Source organism: Allofournierella massiliensis (genome assembly GCF_004345265.1).
Classification (GTDB): domain Bacteria; phylum Bacillota; class Clostridia; order Oscillospirales; family Ruminococcaceae; genus Allofournierella; species Allofournierella massiliensis.
Genome location: NZ_SLUM01000006.1, coordinates 65,446 through 81,154, shown reverse-complemented (window position 1 = coordinate 81,154; position 15,709 = coordinate 65,446). Strand labels below are relative to the sequence as shown.

At 53.4% G+C, this 15,709-nt stretch carries 17 protein-coding genes; all 17 read right to left on the bottom strand.

Annotated elements, in window-relative coordinates:
* The 17 genes from EDD77_RS04705 to hemZ all read right to left on the bottom strand — a co-directional run bounded on the left by EDD77_RS04705 (position 1) and on the right by hemZ (position 15,700).
* Positions 1-1,140 (bottom strand): glycosyltransferase, encoded by a 1,140-nt coding sequence (locus EDD77_RS04705; RefSeq protein WP_058966696.1) that lies wholly within the window; start codon positions 1,138-1,140, stop codon positions 1-3.
* 15 nt (positions 1,141-1,155) lie between these two features.
* Positions 1,156-1,884: an ABC transporter ATP-binding protein gene (locus tag EDD77_RS04700; RefSeq protein ID WP_341439651.1), complete on the bottom strand. Its 729-nt coding sequence runs from the start codon at positions 1,882-1,884 to the stop codon at positions 1,156-1,158.
* A gap of 17 nt (positions 1,885-1,901) precedes the next feature.
* Positions 1,902-2,699 (bottom strand): ABC transporter permease, encoded by a 798-nt coding sequence (locus EDD77_RS04695; RefSeq protein WP_242868478.1) that lies wholly within the window; start codon positions 2,697-2,699, stop codon positions 1,902-1,904.
* Between the two features lie 7 nt (positions 2,700-2,706).
* Positions 2,707-3,831 carry a glycosyltransferase family 1 protein gene (locus EDD77_RS04690; protein WP_058966698.1) on the bottom strand — a complete coding sequence of 375 codons (1,125 nt, stop codon included), beginning with the start codon at positions 3,829-3,831 and terminating at the stop codon, positions 2,707-2,709.
* Between the two features lie 44 nt (positions 3,832-3,875).
* Positions 3,876-6,620 carry an RICIN domain-containing protein gene (locus tag EDD77_RS04685; RefSeq protein ID WP_058966701.1) on the bottom strand — a complete coding sequence of 915 codons (2,745 nt, stop codon included), beginning with the start codon at positions 6,618-6,620 and terminating at the stop codon, positions 3,876-3,878.
* Between the two features lie 47 nt (positions 6,621-6,667).
* The gene (glf, locus tag EDD77_RS04675) at positions 6,668-7,774 is read right to left on the bottom strand and encodes a UDP-galactopyranose mutase (protein ID WP_058966703.1); all 1,107 of its coding nucleotides are present in this window, start codon (positions 7,772-7,774) and stop codon (positions 6,668-6,670) included.
* 798 nt (positions 7,775-8,572) lie between these two features.
* Complete coding sequence (gene hpf / locus EDD77_RS04670) at positions 8,573-9,094, bottom strand: ribosome hibernation-promoting factor, HPF/YfiA family (protein WP_058966705.1); 522 nt, start codon at positions 9,092-9,094, stop codon at positions 8,573-8,575.
* A gap of 250 nt (positions 9,095-9,344) precedes the next feature.
* Positions 9,345-9,824 carry a S1 RNA-binding domain-containing protein gene (locus tag EDD77_RS04665; RefSeq protein ID WP_058966707.1) on the bottom strand — a complete coding sequence of 160 codons (480 nt, stop codon included), beginning with the start codon at positions 9,822-9,824 and terminating at the stop codon, positions 9,345-9,347.
* 88 nt (positions 9,825-9,912) lie between these two features.
* Positions 9,913-10,212, bottom strand: coding sequence for an FtsB family cell division protein (locus tag EDD77_RS04660; RefSeq protein ID WP_058966709.1), 300 nt, complete (start codon positions 10,210-10,212; stop codon positions 9,913-9,915).
* 43 nt (positions 10,213-10,255) lie between these two features.
* Entirely contained in the window at positions 10,256-10,741 is a 486-nt protein-coding gene (locus EDD77_RS04655) for a hypothetical protein (RefSeq protein WP_058966710.1), read from the bottom strand.
* A 6-nt stretch (positions 10,742-10,747) separates the two neighbouring features.
* Positions 10,748-11,047, bottom strand: coding sequence for a YabP/YqfC family sporulation protein (locus EDD77_RS04650; protein WP_058966712.1), 300 nt, complete (start codon positions 11,045-11,047; stop codon positions 10,748-10,750).
* Positions 11,048-11,108: 61 nt separating this feature from the next.
* Positions 11,109-11,354 (bottom strand): RNA-binding S4 domain-containing protein, encoded by a 246-nt coding sequence (locus tag EDD77_RS04645; RefSeq protein ID WP_058966714.1) that lies wholly within the window; start codon positions 11,352-11,354, stop codon positions 11,109-11,111.
* A gap of 83 nt (positions 11,355-11,437) precedes the next feature.
* A complete protein-coding gene (locus EDD77_RS04640; RefSeq protein ID WP_058966716.1) occupies positions 11,438-11,713 on the bottom strand; it encodes an HU family DNA-binding protein in 276 nt (91 codons plus the stop codon).
* 39 nt (positions 11,714-11,752) lie between these two features.
* On the bottom strand, positions 11,753-12,550 hold the full coding sequence (gene mazG, locus EDD77_RS04635; protein WP_058966718.1) for a nucleoside triphosphate pyrophosphohydrolase: 798 nt from the start codon (positions 12,548-12,550) through the stop codon (positions 11,753-11,755).
* 308 nt (positions 12,551-12,858) lie between these two features.
* Positions 12,859-13,260, bottom strand: a complete 402-nt coding sequence (locus tag EDD77_RS04630; RefSeq protein WP_058966720.1) for a zinc ribbon domain-containing protein — start codon at positions 13,258-13,260, stop codon at positions 12,859-12,861.
* Positions 13,261-13,356: 96 nt separating this feature from the next.
* Positions 13,357-14,283 carry a uridine kinase family protein gene (locus EDD77_RS04625; protein ID WP_058966722.1) on the bottom strand — a complete coding sequence of 309 codons (927 nt, stop codon included), beginning with the start codon at positions 14,281-14,283 and terminating at the stop codon, positions 13,357-13,359.
* Positions 14,249-15,700 (bottom strand): coproporphyrinogen dehydrogenase HemZ, encoded by a 1,452-nt coding sequence (gene hemZ, locus EDD77_RS04620; protein ID WP_058966724.1) that lies wholly within the window; start codon positions 15,698-15,700, stop codon positions 14,249-14,251. The genes EDD77_RS04625 and hemZ overlap by 35 nt, the downstream gene beginning before the upstream one ends.
* Between the last annotated feature and the right edge of the window lie 9 nt (positions 15,701-15,709).

Sequence of the window (15,709 nt, the reverse complement as noted above, 5' to 3'; positions counted from 1 at the left end):
TCATTCTCCTTTTAGCAGCTGCTCCAGCTCCATTAACGTGGTCTGCCGGGTCGAAAAGCCCTGCAGATTTCGGTGGATCTCCGATCTCATTTTTTCATCTTTCAGCAGTTGCTCCAATGCATCCGCAATGGCCTGCGCATCAAAATCACACAAAACGCCCGTTTCGCCATTGACGATTTGTTCCATCGCACCGGAGGTTCTGGTTGCAAGGACCGGAACCCCAAGCAATTTTGCTTCTGTAATCACCAGAGACCATGCCTCGAAGTCCGACAAAACCGCCACCAGATCTGCCCGCTTCATGTATTTATACGGATTGGGATCAGCCGGAAGCCGCAGAAAACTTGTTTCGAGGCCATATTTCTGGATTGCTTGATCCAGCTTCTGTCGAACCAGAAAATCGGCACTGCAGCCCACATTTACCCATGTAAACTCCACACCTCTGTCTCGAAGGATCTTCATCGCCTCCACCTGACGAAGGTGATTTTTTTCAGGCCGGAAATTGGCCACTGTCAGCACCACGGGGCGATCCGTTGGCCAGCTCTGCTCCAGTGGTTCCTGCGCCTGTTCACGAATCCCCTCATCCGCACACATATTATGTACCACAGCGGTGCGTCCTTTCAAAAACGGGAAACGTCTGGCCGCACTTTCCATCGACTGGCGGGAAACAAACAGGTATTTCTGATAATACGGATCAAATCCAAACAAAATCTGAGGATCCACATAAGGCGCTTTATCCACATCTGCGTGAATCCACACATATTTTTGCGCCGCATCCACCTTTTTTGCCACAAATTCCGGCGACATCCACTCTCCGTATGAAAAAGCTGCATCGTAATGTTTTCCCTTGACAAACCGATACGCTGCCGCACGATACATCTGGCGGCGGGTAAGCTTTTGCCAAACCTTAAACGCAACCTTTTTTACAATGGCAAAGCGCCCCTCCGCCTGAGCCGCATTGCATACGTTCACCCATGAGGGCAGCAGTGGCGTGAGCGATACGGCATTCGGCTGGTCGATCTGGTCAAACAGCAGAAAATCCACTTCGTATTCCTGGGGAGAAAGTGCGTGAAACAGATTCAGCAAAGCAGTTTCTGCTCCGCCTTTGTAAAACTGGTTAATCACAAACAACAGCTTTTTCACAACAACACCTGCTTTTTATTCCTGCGAGTATGCTGCGCATACTTCCTGCGCATCACCAAACATACGCACATGACCATGCTCCAGCCAAAGCGCCTTATTGCACATTTGCTGGACCTGCTGAATGGAATGGGAAACGAACAGCACCGTTGCACCGGAGTCAATGATGCTCTTCATGCGTGCAAAGCTCTTTTCCTGGAACTTAAAGTCACCCACCGCCAGCACCTCGTCGATAATAAGAATGTCCGGCACATTCATCGTGGCAATCGCAAAGCCAAGACGAGCCGTCATACCGGAAGAAAAGTTTTTCACCGGCACATCCACAAACTGTTCCAGCTCGGCAAACCGAATGATATCATCAAACCGTTCTTCCATATACTCATGGGTATATCCCAAAATCGCGCCATTCAGGAAGATATTTTCCCGTGCAGAAAGGTCTGCGTCAAAGCCTGCCCCCAGCTCGATCAGGGGTGCAACGTTTCCGTTGGTGATTACCGTTCCGCTGGTGGGCTTCAGAATACCCGACACAACCTTGAGAAGGGTGCTTTTTCCGGAGCCATTCAATCCGATTACGCCCAGGGAATCACCTTTTTCAATTTGAAATGACACATTTTTCAGCGCCCAGAATTCGTCAAACTGAAGCTGGCGCTTTGCCACACGAATCAGATATTCCTTAATGTTATCCACCCGTTCCTTGCTCAGGTTGAACAGCATGGAAACATCGTTCACGTCGATCATAACACTCATACACATTCTCCTCGCTTTTATACGTACAGCACAAAGCGATCCTGCTTGCGGTAGAACACCCACAAACCGATCAACAGCGTTACAGCCCCGATCAAAAAGCAGATCAGGTTCTCCTTCATTCCGGGGAAAGTACCGTACAGCACCACATCACGCATATAAGTAACATAGTGATACATCGGATTCAGCTGCATGATTTTCATTGCAAAGGAAGGAAGAATGGTGACCGGATAAAAAATCGGGGTGAAGTAAGTCCACGCAAGCACAAAAACGCCCCAAAAATGAGCGATATCGCGGAAATACACCGTTGCTGCCGCCAGAAGAAGACTCAGGCCGCTTGTAAACAGGAACACATAAAAAATCGGCAACGGCATAAGCAGCAAAGTTGCATGGAAGGGCGCACCGGTAACAATCATCACCACAAACATCGCAACCAGCGAAAAGCCCAGATTCACCAGAGCACTCAACACCTTGGAGATCGGGAACAGATATTTGGGAATGTAGACTTTCTTAATCAGAGACGCACTTCCGATGATGGAGTACAGGCCATTTGAAGTTGCCTCCGAATTGAAGGAAAATATCAGTGATCCTGCCAGATAATAAATCGGGAAGTTGGGGATATTCTGCCGAAACAACGTGGAAAACACAACAGTGATTACGCACATCATCAGCAACGGATTCAGCACCGTCCACAAAAGACCCAGAACCGATTTGCGATAACGAACCTTGATATCCCGCACCACCAGCTCATTCAGCAGGGTTTTATATTTCAGAAACACCTTGATTTTCTGTTTCAAAAGCTCTATTTTTTGTGCCAATCGTCAATCATCCTCTCTTTGCTTTTTGTTGATAAAGCTCTGCCAGCCATGCAGCTGCCTGTGTGCATTCAAAACCTGCATTGGCCACACAGGCTCCTGCCTGCGTTCGATCCTTCTTTTGCTGTGCCAGTTTATACAGACATTCTGCCCAGAATTCCGGCCCCTTTTCCAGGGGAATTCGCATTGCCTGATCGCTCACCAGCACCTCGCCTGTTACCGCTTCAGAAAACAGCACCGGTAACCCCGACGCCTGCGCTTCCAGCGCTACAACCGGCATACCTTCATAAAAGCTGGGCATGCAGAACACATCCATCGTACTGTAGTAAGGCGCCGGCTCCTGCTGCGGACCCGCCTGTACCACACTCTGTTCCAGATTCAAATGCTGCAAACACTCCTGTATCTGTTCTGCACATTCTCCTTCTCCCACCAGAAGCAGTTTTGCATCCGGGACCTTTTGAAGCAGGCAGGCAAATACATGCAGCAAAAACTCATGGTTTTTCGCATAAGTATAGCGTCCAACATGACCAACAACCAGGGTTTCTTCCGAAATTCCAAATTTCTGCCGAAGACTGCTGCGCTGTTTGGAATCAAAGATAAAGCGCCCGGTATCTATGGTATTGGGAACGATGATTACCCGACCGCTGTCCACCGCCTTCTTTCCGTACATCCAGAGAGCTGCCTTCTCTCCACAGGCAAACCAGTCTGTGGCCGCCATTCGGGTAAGGGGACGAAGAATATACTTCAGCAATGTTTTTTTCCATTCTCCCCAATGTGCGGTGGAATGATTATGGCAGATTCTAACTGGTATCCGCGCCCGCCACGCTGTAAAAAGCGGAAAGAAATTCATCGTGTTGATATGGCAGTGAATCACAGCATAGTTATTATGGCGCAGCAGCTCATACAGTCTTTTTTGCCATGCCCACATCCGTGAATAGGGCGGAAGGAAATAGATGCCTGCACCTGCTTTTTCCAGCTCTGCGCGCTGGGGAAACGCGGAATCCTCATCCACAAAAAAATCGAACTGAATCCTGGATTTATCGATGGCGCGGTAATAGTTCATTACCACGGACTCCACCCCGCCTCGATTCATTTTCCCCATGATCTGGGCGATCCGTATCGGCTCCTGCTGCATCTGTTTCTCACCTGCTCCCTTTTACATACGGATGTTCCTGTATATCAGCCCGCTACCAGCAAAAATTGCTGGGCGGTACTTCCATTTCCTGTGTAGCCTTGAATATTTGTACCATCCGCCGTGGAGGCCCAGTTAACGTCCAGGTACAACCCTGTACCTACAGAACGGATAAACCATTTTCCATTTTCTGCATTTTCCAGGTACCAACGTTGTGCACTGGTATCGTTTTTCTCCCACTGCTGTACATTAGTCCCTGGAACGGTAGATCCGTATGTAACATCCAAAGCTTTACCCGTACCAGCATTAACAATGTAATATTGGCCTCCTCCTGCAGAAACAAAGCGGAATTTCTGTGCAGTAGTTCCATTGGCTGTATACAACTGTACATTTGCTCCATTTTCCGCACTGGCACAATTGATATCCACTACTTTATTAGAATCCAATGCACTTACAATTGTGTACACACCTTCCGGAACCAGATCTCCCACTTTCTGCAAGTAAAACTGCTGTGCCGCAGAACGATTTCCAGTATACACCTGAATGTTCGTACCATTGGCTGTAGATGCGCAATTCACATCCAGATACAGCCCATTGCACTTCGAACGCAGAAAATAAGCGCCATTTTCACCTTTTTCAAAGTACCATTGCTGCGCTGCAGAATCATTGCTGGAATATTGCCATACATTGGTTCCCGGTGTTGAAGATCCGTATACTACATCCAATGCTTTTCCGGATCCCATATTGGTTATCTTATAGCTTCCATCTCCCTGTGCCGTGATGGCAAAGCGTTGTGCATAACTTCCGTTGCTCTGATAAAGCTGCAGATTTGCAGTATCTGCTGCGCTGCCTCCGACAATATCCAGCACTTTTGAGGTATCCAACATACTGGATATCACGTAAACACCTTCCTGGATCTGTACATTGGCATTAGCAGGCTGCAAGCGAAACTTTTGTGCACTGCTCTGGTTTTTCAAATAGACCTGAACATTTGTTCCATCTGCCGAAGAGGCACCATTAATATCCAGATACAGCCCGTTACATTTGGAACGAATGTAGTAATAACCATTTCCCGCATCTTCAAAACTCCAAAGTTGCGCTGCGCTGCCATTATACTCCCATTGCTGCACATTCGTTCCCGAAACAGCTGCTCCAAATTTGACATCCAGAACTTTTCCTGATGCAGAATTTTGTATCTTGTAATAATTATCGCCCACGGGGATAATCTTAAATTGCTGCGCTCCTGTTCCGTTTTTGGAATACAAATCTATGTTTGCTCCATTTTCATAGCTGCCCCATACCACATCCAAAACCTTGTTTTCATCCAAGGCACTAGCGATTGTGTAAGTACCTTCCGTAATCGGCACCCGTTCATCTCCGGGCAGGTCACCATACCAGTAGTTCATGTCGACAAACCCATTGATGCCGCTGATCTGGCCTTCGTCCGTATACTGCCACATTTCGTAGCGGCCATTGTAGCTGCAGGAGGAGCGCCATTCCGCTACCCAGCGGTACCAGTTTTCAAACACTGCATCCGTCAGGTAATGGTTCCACCAATTCAGGTTGGCGTAAACACCAACCTCGTATCCTTTGGAGCTTACAATATCGCAGAAAATCCGCGCCATCTCAGCCAGTCCGCTGTTGCCTACCACCAGCTGACGGTTTTCCTCCATATCATAAAAAACCGGAAGATCCGGATTATGCCCCTCCAGAAGGCGAACCGCATGGATCGCTTCCTCCACGGCCATATCCGCCGTCATTGCATACGAATAAAAATATACGCCATAGGGAATGCCCAGACGTTCGCACTCAGACACATTCCGGGACCACTGTTTATCATCCTGCTCCGGCAGATTCATGCCATAGCCACAGCGGATAATCGCAAAATCGATTCCGGCTGCCTTGACCGCTTCCCAGTCAATCACGCCCTGATGATGGCTCACATCGATTCCCCAGTATCCGCCGCCTACAGAAAAGGCACTCACTCCATCCGGAAGATCCATGGCAGCATCCATGGTATCGTATTCGACTGTCTCGCCGTTCTGGTAGCGCCAGCTGTTTTCCCGGCCGGTCTGCGGCAGCTGATCCAGTCGCCCTTCCCGCTTCGCCTCCCATGCAGCGCGCATATCCTCCATCGCAACACGGGCATTTTCCAGCTGATCCATCAGATCCGACAGTTCATCGTCTTCCTGACCGTTTTCCGCGATTGCCAGAGGCATCGATGCAAGGGCATCAATTTCCTCCAGTGCACGTTCCAGTTCATCCTCGCTCATCTGACCTGCCGAGGTGCTCTTTTCCAGAAGATCCCGAATTTGAGCCTTTTGCTCCTCCACAGTCGGCAACGGAACCTCCGTGGGCTCCGGTGTTGCACTGGGCTCAGGGGTCACTGTGGGTTCCGGAGTCGCACTGGGCTCGGGGGTCACTGTGGGTTCCGGAGTCGCACTGGGCTCGGGGGTCACTGTGGGTTCCGGAGTTGCACTGGGCTCAGGGGTTGCTGTGAACTCCGGTGTTTCAGTAGCCGCCGGGCTTGCGGCGGGTGCCGGCGTCATCACAGGTTCCTCACTTGCCGTAACCTCCGGAATGGCCGTTTCTTCCGGGCGCATAGCCGGAGTTTCACCTTTCTGCGACTGATCAGCCTCCGAATTATCCTGCTGAAGTTCCGAAACAATCTGTTCGACCAGAACTTCCCGATCATCCTGTGCAAATACGCCAACAGCGAAGGTATTCATCAGCAAAGACACTGCAAATACCACACTCAAAATCGCTGCAAGGTATTTTCTCTTCTGCTGCATGGTTCAGATTCTCCTGTGTATCTCGTCAATTTCCCAGATTTTGTATATCAGACCAGATCGGCGCGCACCTTATTCAATGCCACTTCCACGACCTTGTCCATATCATAGTACTGGTACTCGCCCAGACGGCCACCGAAGATTACATTTTTTTCGCCTTCGGCCAATTCCTTGTATTTTGCATACAGAGCGCCGTTTTTCTCGTCGTTCACCGGGTAGTAAGGCTCGTCCCCCAGCTTCCATTCTGCGCTGTATTCCCGGCTGATGACCGTTTTTTCCTGCGTGCCAAACTCAAAGTGCTTGTGTTCGATCACACGGGTATAGGGAGTTTCAGCGTCAGTATAGTTCACTACCGCATTGCCCTGATAGTTGGCCTCGTCCAGCACCTCGGTCTCAAAGCGCACGCTGCGGTACTCCAGAACGCCCAGCTTGTAGGCAAAGTAGGCATCAACGGGCCCGGTGTAAACCACCTTTTCCGCCAGCGCGTCCCAACCGGCCTTGTCCGCCAGATAGTCCTGCCCAAGGCGTACCTCCACATCCTCCAGCATCTTTGCCACCATGGCGGTGTAGCCTCCCACAGGGATGCCCTGATACAAAGCATTGAAGTAGTTGTTATCATAAGTAAGACGCACGGGCAGGCGCTTGATGATAAACGCAGGCAGCTCGGTGCAGGGGCGACCCCACTGTTTTTCCGTGTAGCCCTTGATCAGCTTCTCATAGATATCCACACCCACCAGGTTGATGGCCTGTTCTTCCAGATTTTTGGGGTTTTCGGTGTAGCTGGCCTTGCGCTGCTCCTCGATTTTGGCGGCAGCTTCCGCGGGAGTGATTACGCCCCACATTTTATTGAAGGTATTCATGTTAAAGGGCATGTTGTAGATCTCGCCCTTGTAGTTTGCAATCGGACTGTTGGTGTAACGGTTGAAGGTAGTAAACTGACTCAGGTAATCCCATACTTCCTTATTGTTGGTATGGAAAATATGTGCGCCATACTGATGCACCTGGATGCCCTCGATCTCGTGAGTATAGATGTTGCCGGCAATATGATCCCGCTTGTCAATCACGAGGCAGGTCTTGCCAGCCTTGGTCAGTTCTCTGGCAAATACCGCACCATACAAACCTGCACCTACGATCAGATAGTCATACGTTTTTTTCATCGTCGCTCTTCCTCTCTATGAATATAAACGAAACAAGTGCCACATTCATTATCACTTCTTACTCTGAAATTTCACCATTTCGAACAATGTACCCTTGCAACATATTTTTACCTTGCGGTTCTCAAAAATCTTTTTGAAAACCGGTCCATCCTTCATCGATTGAGTATATCAATTCTCCCAAATTTCTCTGTTCCATTCGTTCCTTGAAAATTGACCATACGAATTCATTATAATCATTCTTAATAATACTCCTTTACGTCGAATCATGCAACCAAAACGCAGAATTTGCTATCAAAAGTTTTCGTGATCCATTCGTGTTTTTTCTTATAAAGGCCGCATCTCTCCCCTAATACAGACATGAAAAATTTTTAAAAAGCGAAGATCATGTTTTCTCCGTCACACCGATCACACATGAATGCAATCTCAGGCCTTTCCTGTTTTTCTCCCGCCTTCGCCGGTTCACATCACATCTGCCAGACAATCCACCACCTGAATTCGCAACCGATTGGTACGGCATTTCATCGCACAGCATCCCCATGCTGTTGTAAACACCGGGCACAACCCGGTCAGCCGACCGGATGGGCATCCGGTCGGAAACCGATGTTTTCCTGTTTTGCCTGTCAAATAAGCACCCATTTTACAACAAAAAGCAGGAGCGGCAGCCCATCGTAACATGCCACCGCTTCCGCTTTTCAAATTTTCTTTCCACATTCGAAAAGTTTTTCTCAGTTTTCGAAAATTCCGCTTTGTTACAAAAAGAGGGGCGCTCCAGATGAGCGCCCCTCTTTTGATCGGGAATCAGTAATCTTCCGGAATCAGCACACCATAGGTGCCGTTTGCCCGGCGGTAAACCAGCTGAATCTGGCCATCGTCCATATTGCGGTACAGATAGAAGCTGTGGCCCAGCAGATTCATCTGCAGGATTGCTTCTTCTGTGGTGCAGGGTTTCACCACGAAACGCTTCTCGCGGATTACATCGTAGCTTTCCTCCGGTTCCGGCTCGGTGGGCCATTCCACGGCGGCCGAACGGGTGAGCTTATCGCCCAGGCGCTTGCGGTTCTTCACGAGGCGGCGGGTGAGCAGATCAACTGCATCGTCCAGGGCGTCTTCCATGCGTTCCTGCATTTTTTCCGCCCGGATCACAAGGCCCTTTTCCCGCACTGTAATCTCAACGGTCTGGCCGCTTTTCTCCACTGTCACCGTGACCTGCGCCTCGGCTTCGCCGGCAAAGAACTTGTCCAGCTTGTCCAGCTTTGCCTGCGCTTTCTCGATGAAACTGGGTTTCAGGGAAACTTTTCTGCCAGTGCATGTGACCTTCATAAAACCAATGCCTCCTTTGTGGCGAATATCCCGGACATATTTTGTGCTATCCGCTTTGATATACGCCTTTCTGATGGTTATATTGTATCACAATTGTACAAAAAGAAACAGAGTAAAACCGCACTAACTTGTAAACTTTTTGTGTTGCAACAGTGACAAAACGCTTTTGGTCAGAAAAACATGCAAAAAAGCCCGCGGTCACTGCTTTTCAGGCAGCAGACTGCGGGCTTGCTTTCGCTGTTTGAATCGATCAACCACGCCGGCGGGAGTAACCGCCGCCGCGCCGGTTTTCGGTAACGCGCTTCAGATCGGAAATCTTTTCCTCACTCTGGCTCTTGAACTTGGCCATCATATCCTCAAAGCTCAAATCGCCCTGGGGCTGCTGCGCCTTGGGCTGCCACACCCGGGGACCGTCGTTCCGGTTCTGACGGGGAGGACGGCCGCCGTTCGCACCACCCTGACGGGCGGGGCGGGCCGGACGGGGCTCCGGCGGCAGGGTGCGCTTGATGGAGAGGGCGATCTTGCCGTCCTCGCCGATGTTCATCACCTTTACCTTCACGGTCTGCCCCTCGGTGAGAACCGTGGAAAGGTCCTCAATAAAGCTGTTGGAAACCTCCGAAATGTGTACCATGCCGGTTTTGCCTTCCGGCAGCGCGACGAACGCGCCGAACTTTTTCACGCCAGTGATCTTGCCTTCCAGGATCGCTCCTACCTCTAACTGTAACGCCATGTAACCCCTGTTTCTCCTATTGTTTCAAAAATTATTTTATGTAAAAGGCCCGCAACGCCGGGACTCGCTCCCGGCCGCCCTTTGCATCTTATTTACCGGTCATATCCACAAAGACCCGCTCGTTGGGCTTTGCGTAGCCCAGCTGATCTCGCGCAACCCGCTCCACAATCTCTTCGTCGGTGCCGGACTGCAACACACGGCTAAGCTCGTCGTTCTGGGCCTGCTGGGCTTCCAGCTGCTGCTGCACCGCCTCCAGCTGCTGCCGTTTGGCGGCGATCTCCACCTGGTTGAACACCATGCCCACTACCAGATAAGCGGCCAGCGCCACAAGGCCCAGCCGCAGCACGAGGGAGGAAACGCCACCCTTCTTTTTTTCAATTCTGGTCATACCCGGCAGCCCCCCCTTTGCCGGCGTGCTTTTTTGATACGCCTTAAACCTGGTATTGATTAGAATTATACAACACCTTGGCCTTTTTTTGCAACTGTTTTGTTTGTCGTTTTACCATAGCGCTGTGCAGTTTTTCCCGGGTTCGTTCCAGCCTTCGGCCGCACAAACGCCCCACCGGGCGAACCGCTGTGATCCAGGTCAGACGCACCGGCAGCAGTACAAGCCACTCCGCCAGGCTTCGCAGCGTGCCAAGGCCCGGAGCCAGCACAAAGAAGTAGCCCCACAGGCCGGCCGCCGTTCCGACAACCATATACCAGCGCACAGCCCCGCTGTAACTGCGGCCTGCAGCAAAGCTGTGCAGCAACACCGCCGCGCAGGCGAATACAGTCAGATCCAGCACAAAGCACACCGGGCGGCTGCCGCCCAGCAGCCAGCGCGCAGCGTCATAGCCCACAGCCAGCAGCAACCCCAGCCCCAGGCAGCACAGCGCATCCGCCAGCACCAGCGCCTCCGGAACATGCGCCGCCATGCACGCTCAGCGTGCCAGGCGGCGCAAAAAGCCGCCCGGGCTTTTCACCGGCTCCGAATACTGCATGTATTCGATGGTGCCGTAGATCTTCAACTCGCCGGTCTGGATGGAAAGCTCGCTCACCTGAATGTTCCGCCCGCCAATGACCAGCGTGCCCTGCTGGGTCTCCAGCGTAGCGCCCTGTTCGTCGTAGCTCACGATCCGGGTCACACCGGTGGCGGTAAGGGTTCGCCGATCTTCCACGATCAGGTTGTGGGGCAGCTTGACCGGGTCCGGCGCGGGTTGCTCAAAACGTTTTTCCTGCATTCTTTCACCTGCTTTTGCCGCAACGGGCTTTTTGCACATTGTATGCAAAAGCAGCGGGGGATTATTCCTCGATGACCTGGTACATCTCCCGGGCCACGTCCTTGCCCATGGGAGCGTCGGTGGACAGTACCTTCACCTTGACGGGCTTGTTGCCGAAGGTGATCTCGATCACGTCGTCCACCTTGACCGCGTAGCTGGCTTTGGCAGGCTTGCCGTTTACCAGAATGCGGCCTGCGTCGGCCACTTCGTTGGCCACGGTACGCCGCTTGATCAGGCGGCTGACCTTCAGATATTTGTCAATGCGCATTGCTTGTTCCTTTCCTCGGATACGAAAAATCCCGCCGCCGGGGCCGTGAGGCCACCGGAAGCGGGCAGTGTATTCCAAAAAGCTTACTTCGCCACAGCGTCCTTCAGAGCCTTGCCAGCCTTGAAAGCGGGGGTGGTGGTAGCGGGGATGGTGATCTCCTCTTTGGTGCGGGGGTTGCGGCCCTTGCGAGCGGGACGCTCACGGGTCTCGAAGGTGCCAAAGCCGACCAGAGACACCTTGTCGCCCTCGGCCAGAGCCTTGGTGATGGCCTCTACAGTAGCATTCACAGCCTGCTCAGCGTCTTTTTTAGAAAGGCCGGCGTTCTCGGCGACCGCGGCGATCAGTTCAACTTTCGTCATGTTCATATACCTCCAAATGATTTATCAGTAACAAAGGCGTTACACCTTTGAGGACTGCTCCTCCTGTTTGGCCTGTTTCCAGAGGGCACGGCGCTCCTCGTCGCTCAGGCCTGCCAGAGCATCACTGCCGGCCAGTTCTTCACAGCGGATCACCCTGCTCTGATACCGGTCGGAAGCACCGGTGAGCACCTGCTCCGGGTCTGCCCCCAGCGCACGCGCCAGCCCGGCGGCAGCAAACAGCAGGTCGCCCGCCTCCTCGGCGGCATTTCCCTGCCCCTGCATCGCCTGCTCCAGTTCGGCCATCTCGTCCTTCACGTCGTTCAGGGCGTCCTCCGGCTTCTGATAGGCAAAGCCGTAGGCCCCGGCGCGCTTTTGCAGTTTTGCTGCGCGCATCAGCGCCGGAAAACTGCGGGGCACGCTCTCCAGCCGGTCCTTTGCGGTGGCGCGGCCCTTTTCTGCATTCTTCAGCGCCTCCCAGTTGGCAAGAGCCTGACCGGTGGTGGCAGCAGACGATTCCCCGAACACATGAGGGTGACGGTAGATCAGCTTTTTGCAGATGCCGTCGCACACGTCGTCAAAGCTGAACGTGCCCTTCTCGGCTTCCATCTGACTGTGCAGCGCCACCTGAAGCAGCACATCGCCAAGCTCCTCGCACAACAGGTGCGCGTCGTTCTGGTCGATGGCATCCACCGCTTCATAGGTCTCCTCGATGAAGTTCATCCGGATGGATGCATGGGTCTGCTCCCGATCCCAGGGGCAGCCCTGCGGCGCACGCAGCTGCGCAACGATGCGGATCAGATCCTGTGCATCGTACCGCTCTTTGGGTGTAAAGCCCACGGAAACCGCCCCCTCACCTTGTGACTTCTCATATTCTACCTTAGATAAAGCGCCATTTCAAGCCCTTTTCCCCTATTTTTGGCCCCTGCAGGCCGTTTTCATACCATGCGATAGAAATCCTTGCTTCTTTGCCCTTTTTTTATGGTAAAAACAAAGATTTTTCGACAATTTTCATGCCGTATTTCCCGCCAAAAAAGCCGGTCGGCAGGCGCTTTTGCGCCCACCGGCCGGCAAAGAATCAGTCGTTTTTCGCTTCTTTGGAGGGCAATGTAAAAACTACAGCCCTGCCTATGCCTGCGTCTCCGATCTTAAAGCTGTGCCCCACAGCAAGAACAAAACAGGGCATCCTCGTCGACCTCCGCGCCGCACTGGGGGCAGGTTTTCTTGCCCGGCTCCTGAGCGGGTGCAGTGTAGGTGTAGGTATAGCTGGTCTGGCCCTGGCTTTCCTGCTTTTTCAGCGTCTCGATTTCTTCCTCGATGGTGCTGATGGCATCCACATACTTTTTCACAAGCAGCTCGTTTTTCTCGCCGTTCTTTTCCAGACTGTACACCAAAGCGCCCAGCTGACGCTGCGCCTTGCTCAGGCGGGTCTGGGCATTCATCAGATCCACCTGCTTTTTGCCCTTCTGGGCCAGATCGGTTGCGGTCTTTTTCGCGCTGTCGGCCAGCTGCGCGCCGGTCTCCAGGATCTTATCCAAATCAATGTTCATTGCCTGACACCTCTTTCTTGGTACGGCGCAGCGCTGCGCCGGAAATGCATTGTCTGTTGTTTCATTATACTCTAAGGCTTTGACACATGCAACGGCTCAGCCCAAAAATTCCCGCAGCATGGAGTGCTCCGGTACCAGATCCAGACTCAGCGGCTCCACCAGCGAGAAGCACCCGGCCAGCGCATTCAGCCGCTCGGCATTGGGGTGATTCTCCGGCAGTTCACCCGCCAGCGGTGTCACAAAGGGAGCCAGCAGGCAGATTTCGTAACTGAACGAGGTATCCATCAGCAGGTCTGCTTCCTTTTTGAACACCTTGATGAATTTATCCTCGCCGGCACACACCCGATCCCACATATTCAGGGTTTTTTCCAGGCTGTGCCCGCGGAACTTGTAATCCCGCACCATGCGGCGGGCAAGGCGGATATCCCGGGTGGGCAGCACCCGCTGGCCCCGGTGGCTGTATTCCTCCCGCAGGCCTGCGTACACCTTATACACCTGATCTCTGGGCAGGCTGTCGGTAAGCTGTGGATTCAGCGCATGGATGCCCTCCACGATGCACACGCCGCCTTTCAGATCCAGCGGAATCCGATCCGGCTTGCGGTTTTCGGTGAGGAAATCAAATTCCGGCAGATCGGTGCGGCCGGTGGTGATCAGCTCGTTCAGGCAGCGCTGGATCTCGTCCACATCCAGCGCGGTGATGTTCTCGTAATCCTTGGTGCCATCCGGCAGACGGGGATATTCCTTCAGATCCTTGTAGAAATTATCCAGACTGACCACCTGAGAGGCAGTTCCCCGCAGCCGGAGCGCCTCGGCCAGCTTATGTGCCGTGGTGGTTTTGCCGGAAGCGGAGGGGCCGGTGAGCATAACCACCGAACAGCCGCTGCCAAGAATTTCGCTGGCTGCCGCGTGCACCCTGCCCTCGTATTCGTGTTCGCAGTGGCGGGCAAAGCTGGCCGCAATTTCGGCGGCGGTATTAATCAGACTGATTTCAACCAGTCGTTTCGGAATCCAGATAGCAGGCATAGAATGCACTCACTCCTTCTTTGCGGCGGAGAATTTCATCGAAACCATCGATGTATTCCGCCGGATATTTGTAGTTGAAGATCCGTTCGATGCGGCTGCCGCCCGGCTGGCACAGCTTGGTGCTGCCGCCTGCTCCGGCAGACAGGATGGAATGGATCTCCTCCATGATATAGATATTATAGTACCCTTCATAACCGGGCTTACACCAGCCGGTGTTTTCCAGGTTTTTCAGGGTATTTTTCTGCCGGTAAAGGTAATAGGGCCGATAACCGGCGGCAGCCAGCCGCTGATTGGCCAGCTCCACCATGGCGGCCACATCCGCGTAGGCCTCATCCCGGTTTTCGATCACCAGATTGGATGCCCGCTTCAGGGTGAGGGTGTGCACGGTGATGTTTTCCGGGTCCAGAGCAATGGCCTGCTCCAGGCTGGCGGCAAAGCTCTCCACCGTATCGCCGGGCAGACCGGCAATCAGATCCATGTTGATGTTCCCATGGCCGACCTGCCGCGCCTCGTCGAAGCAGCGCAGGATGTCCTGCGCGGAATGCTTTCGGCCAATGTTGGCCAGCACCTGATCGTTGAAGGTCTGGGGGTTGATGGAGATGCGGCTGGCGCCGTATTCCTTGATCACCGCCAGCTTCTCCGCATCGGTACAGTCCGGACGGCCAGCCTCCACGGTGTATTCCTCCAGCCGGGAAAGATCGAAGCATTCCCGCACGGTGCCCATCAGCTGGCGCAGCTGGTCAGCCGAAAGACTGGTGGGGGTGCCGCCGCCGATGTAGATGGTTTTCAGATTCAGCCCGCAGTGCTCAGCCTGCCGCTTCATCTCCCGCACTTCCTCGCACAGCTTATCCACATAGGGCTGCACCAGCTTCTGGTCCCGGCCGATGGTGCGGGACACAAAGCTGCAATAGCTGCACCGGGAGGGGCAGAAGGGGATGCCAATGTAAAGGCTGTAATCCAGCGGCTGCCGCCCGGCGATGATGGGCCGCTGCAGATCCGCGATCTGCAGCGCCAGAGAAAACCGCTCGGGGGTGCAGTCGTAACGGTCCACAAACAGGTCCCGGATGGCCTGCTCCGACCAGCCCGCGGCCCGCTTGTCGTGGATGATGCGCACCGGACGCACGCCGGTGAGCTTGCCCCAGGGCATGCGCAGGCCGGTGGCCTGGCCCAGCAGATCATACAGAAGGCTGCACAGGGCAAACTCCACGCTCTCGCCCTCCTGCGGCAGGGGCGCGGTGCGCACCAGGCACTGACCGCCCCGCCGCACACCCGCCGCCAGCCGGAACCGGCCCGCAGCGGCAAACACCAGATCCTCGCCGCGGACGTATTTGGCCGTCAGCGTGGCTCCGGGGAAAAACATGCGGGCGATGTTCTCCGGCTCGTAGCCGGAGACGCCGCCCTTGATATGAATCAGCATAAATGCTCC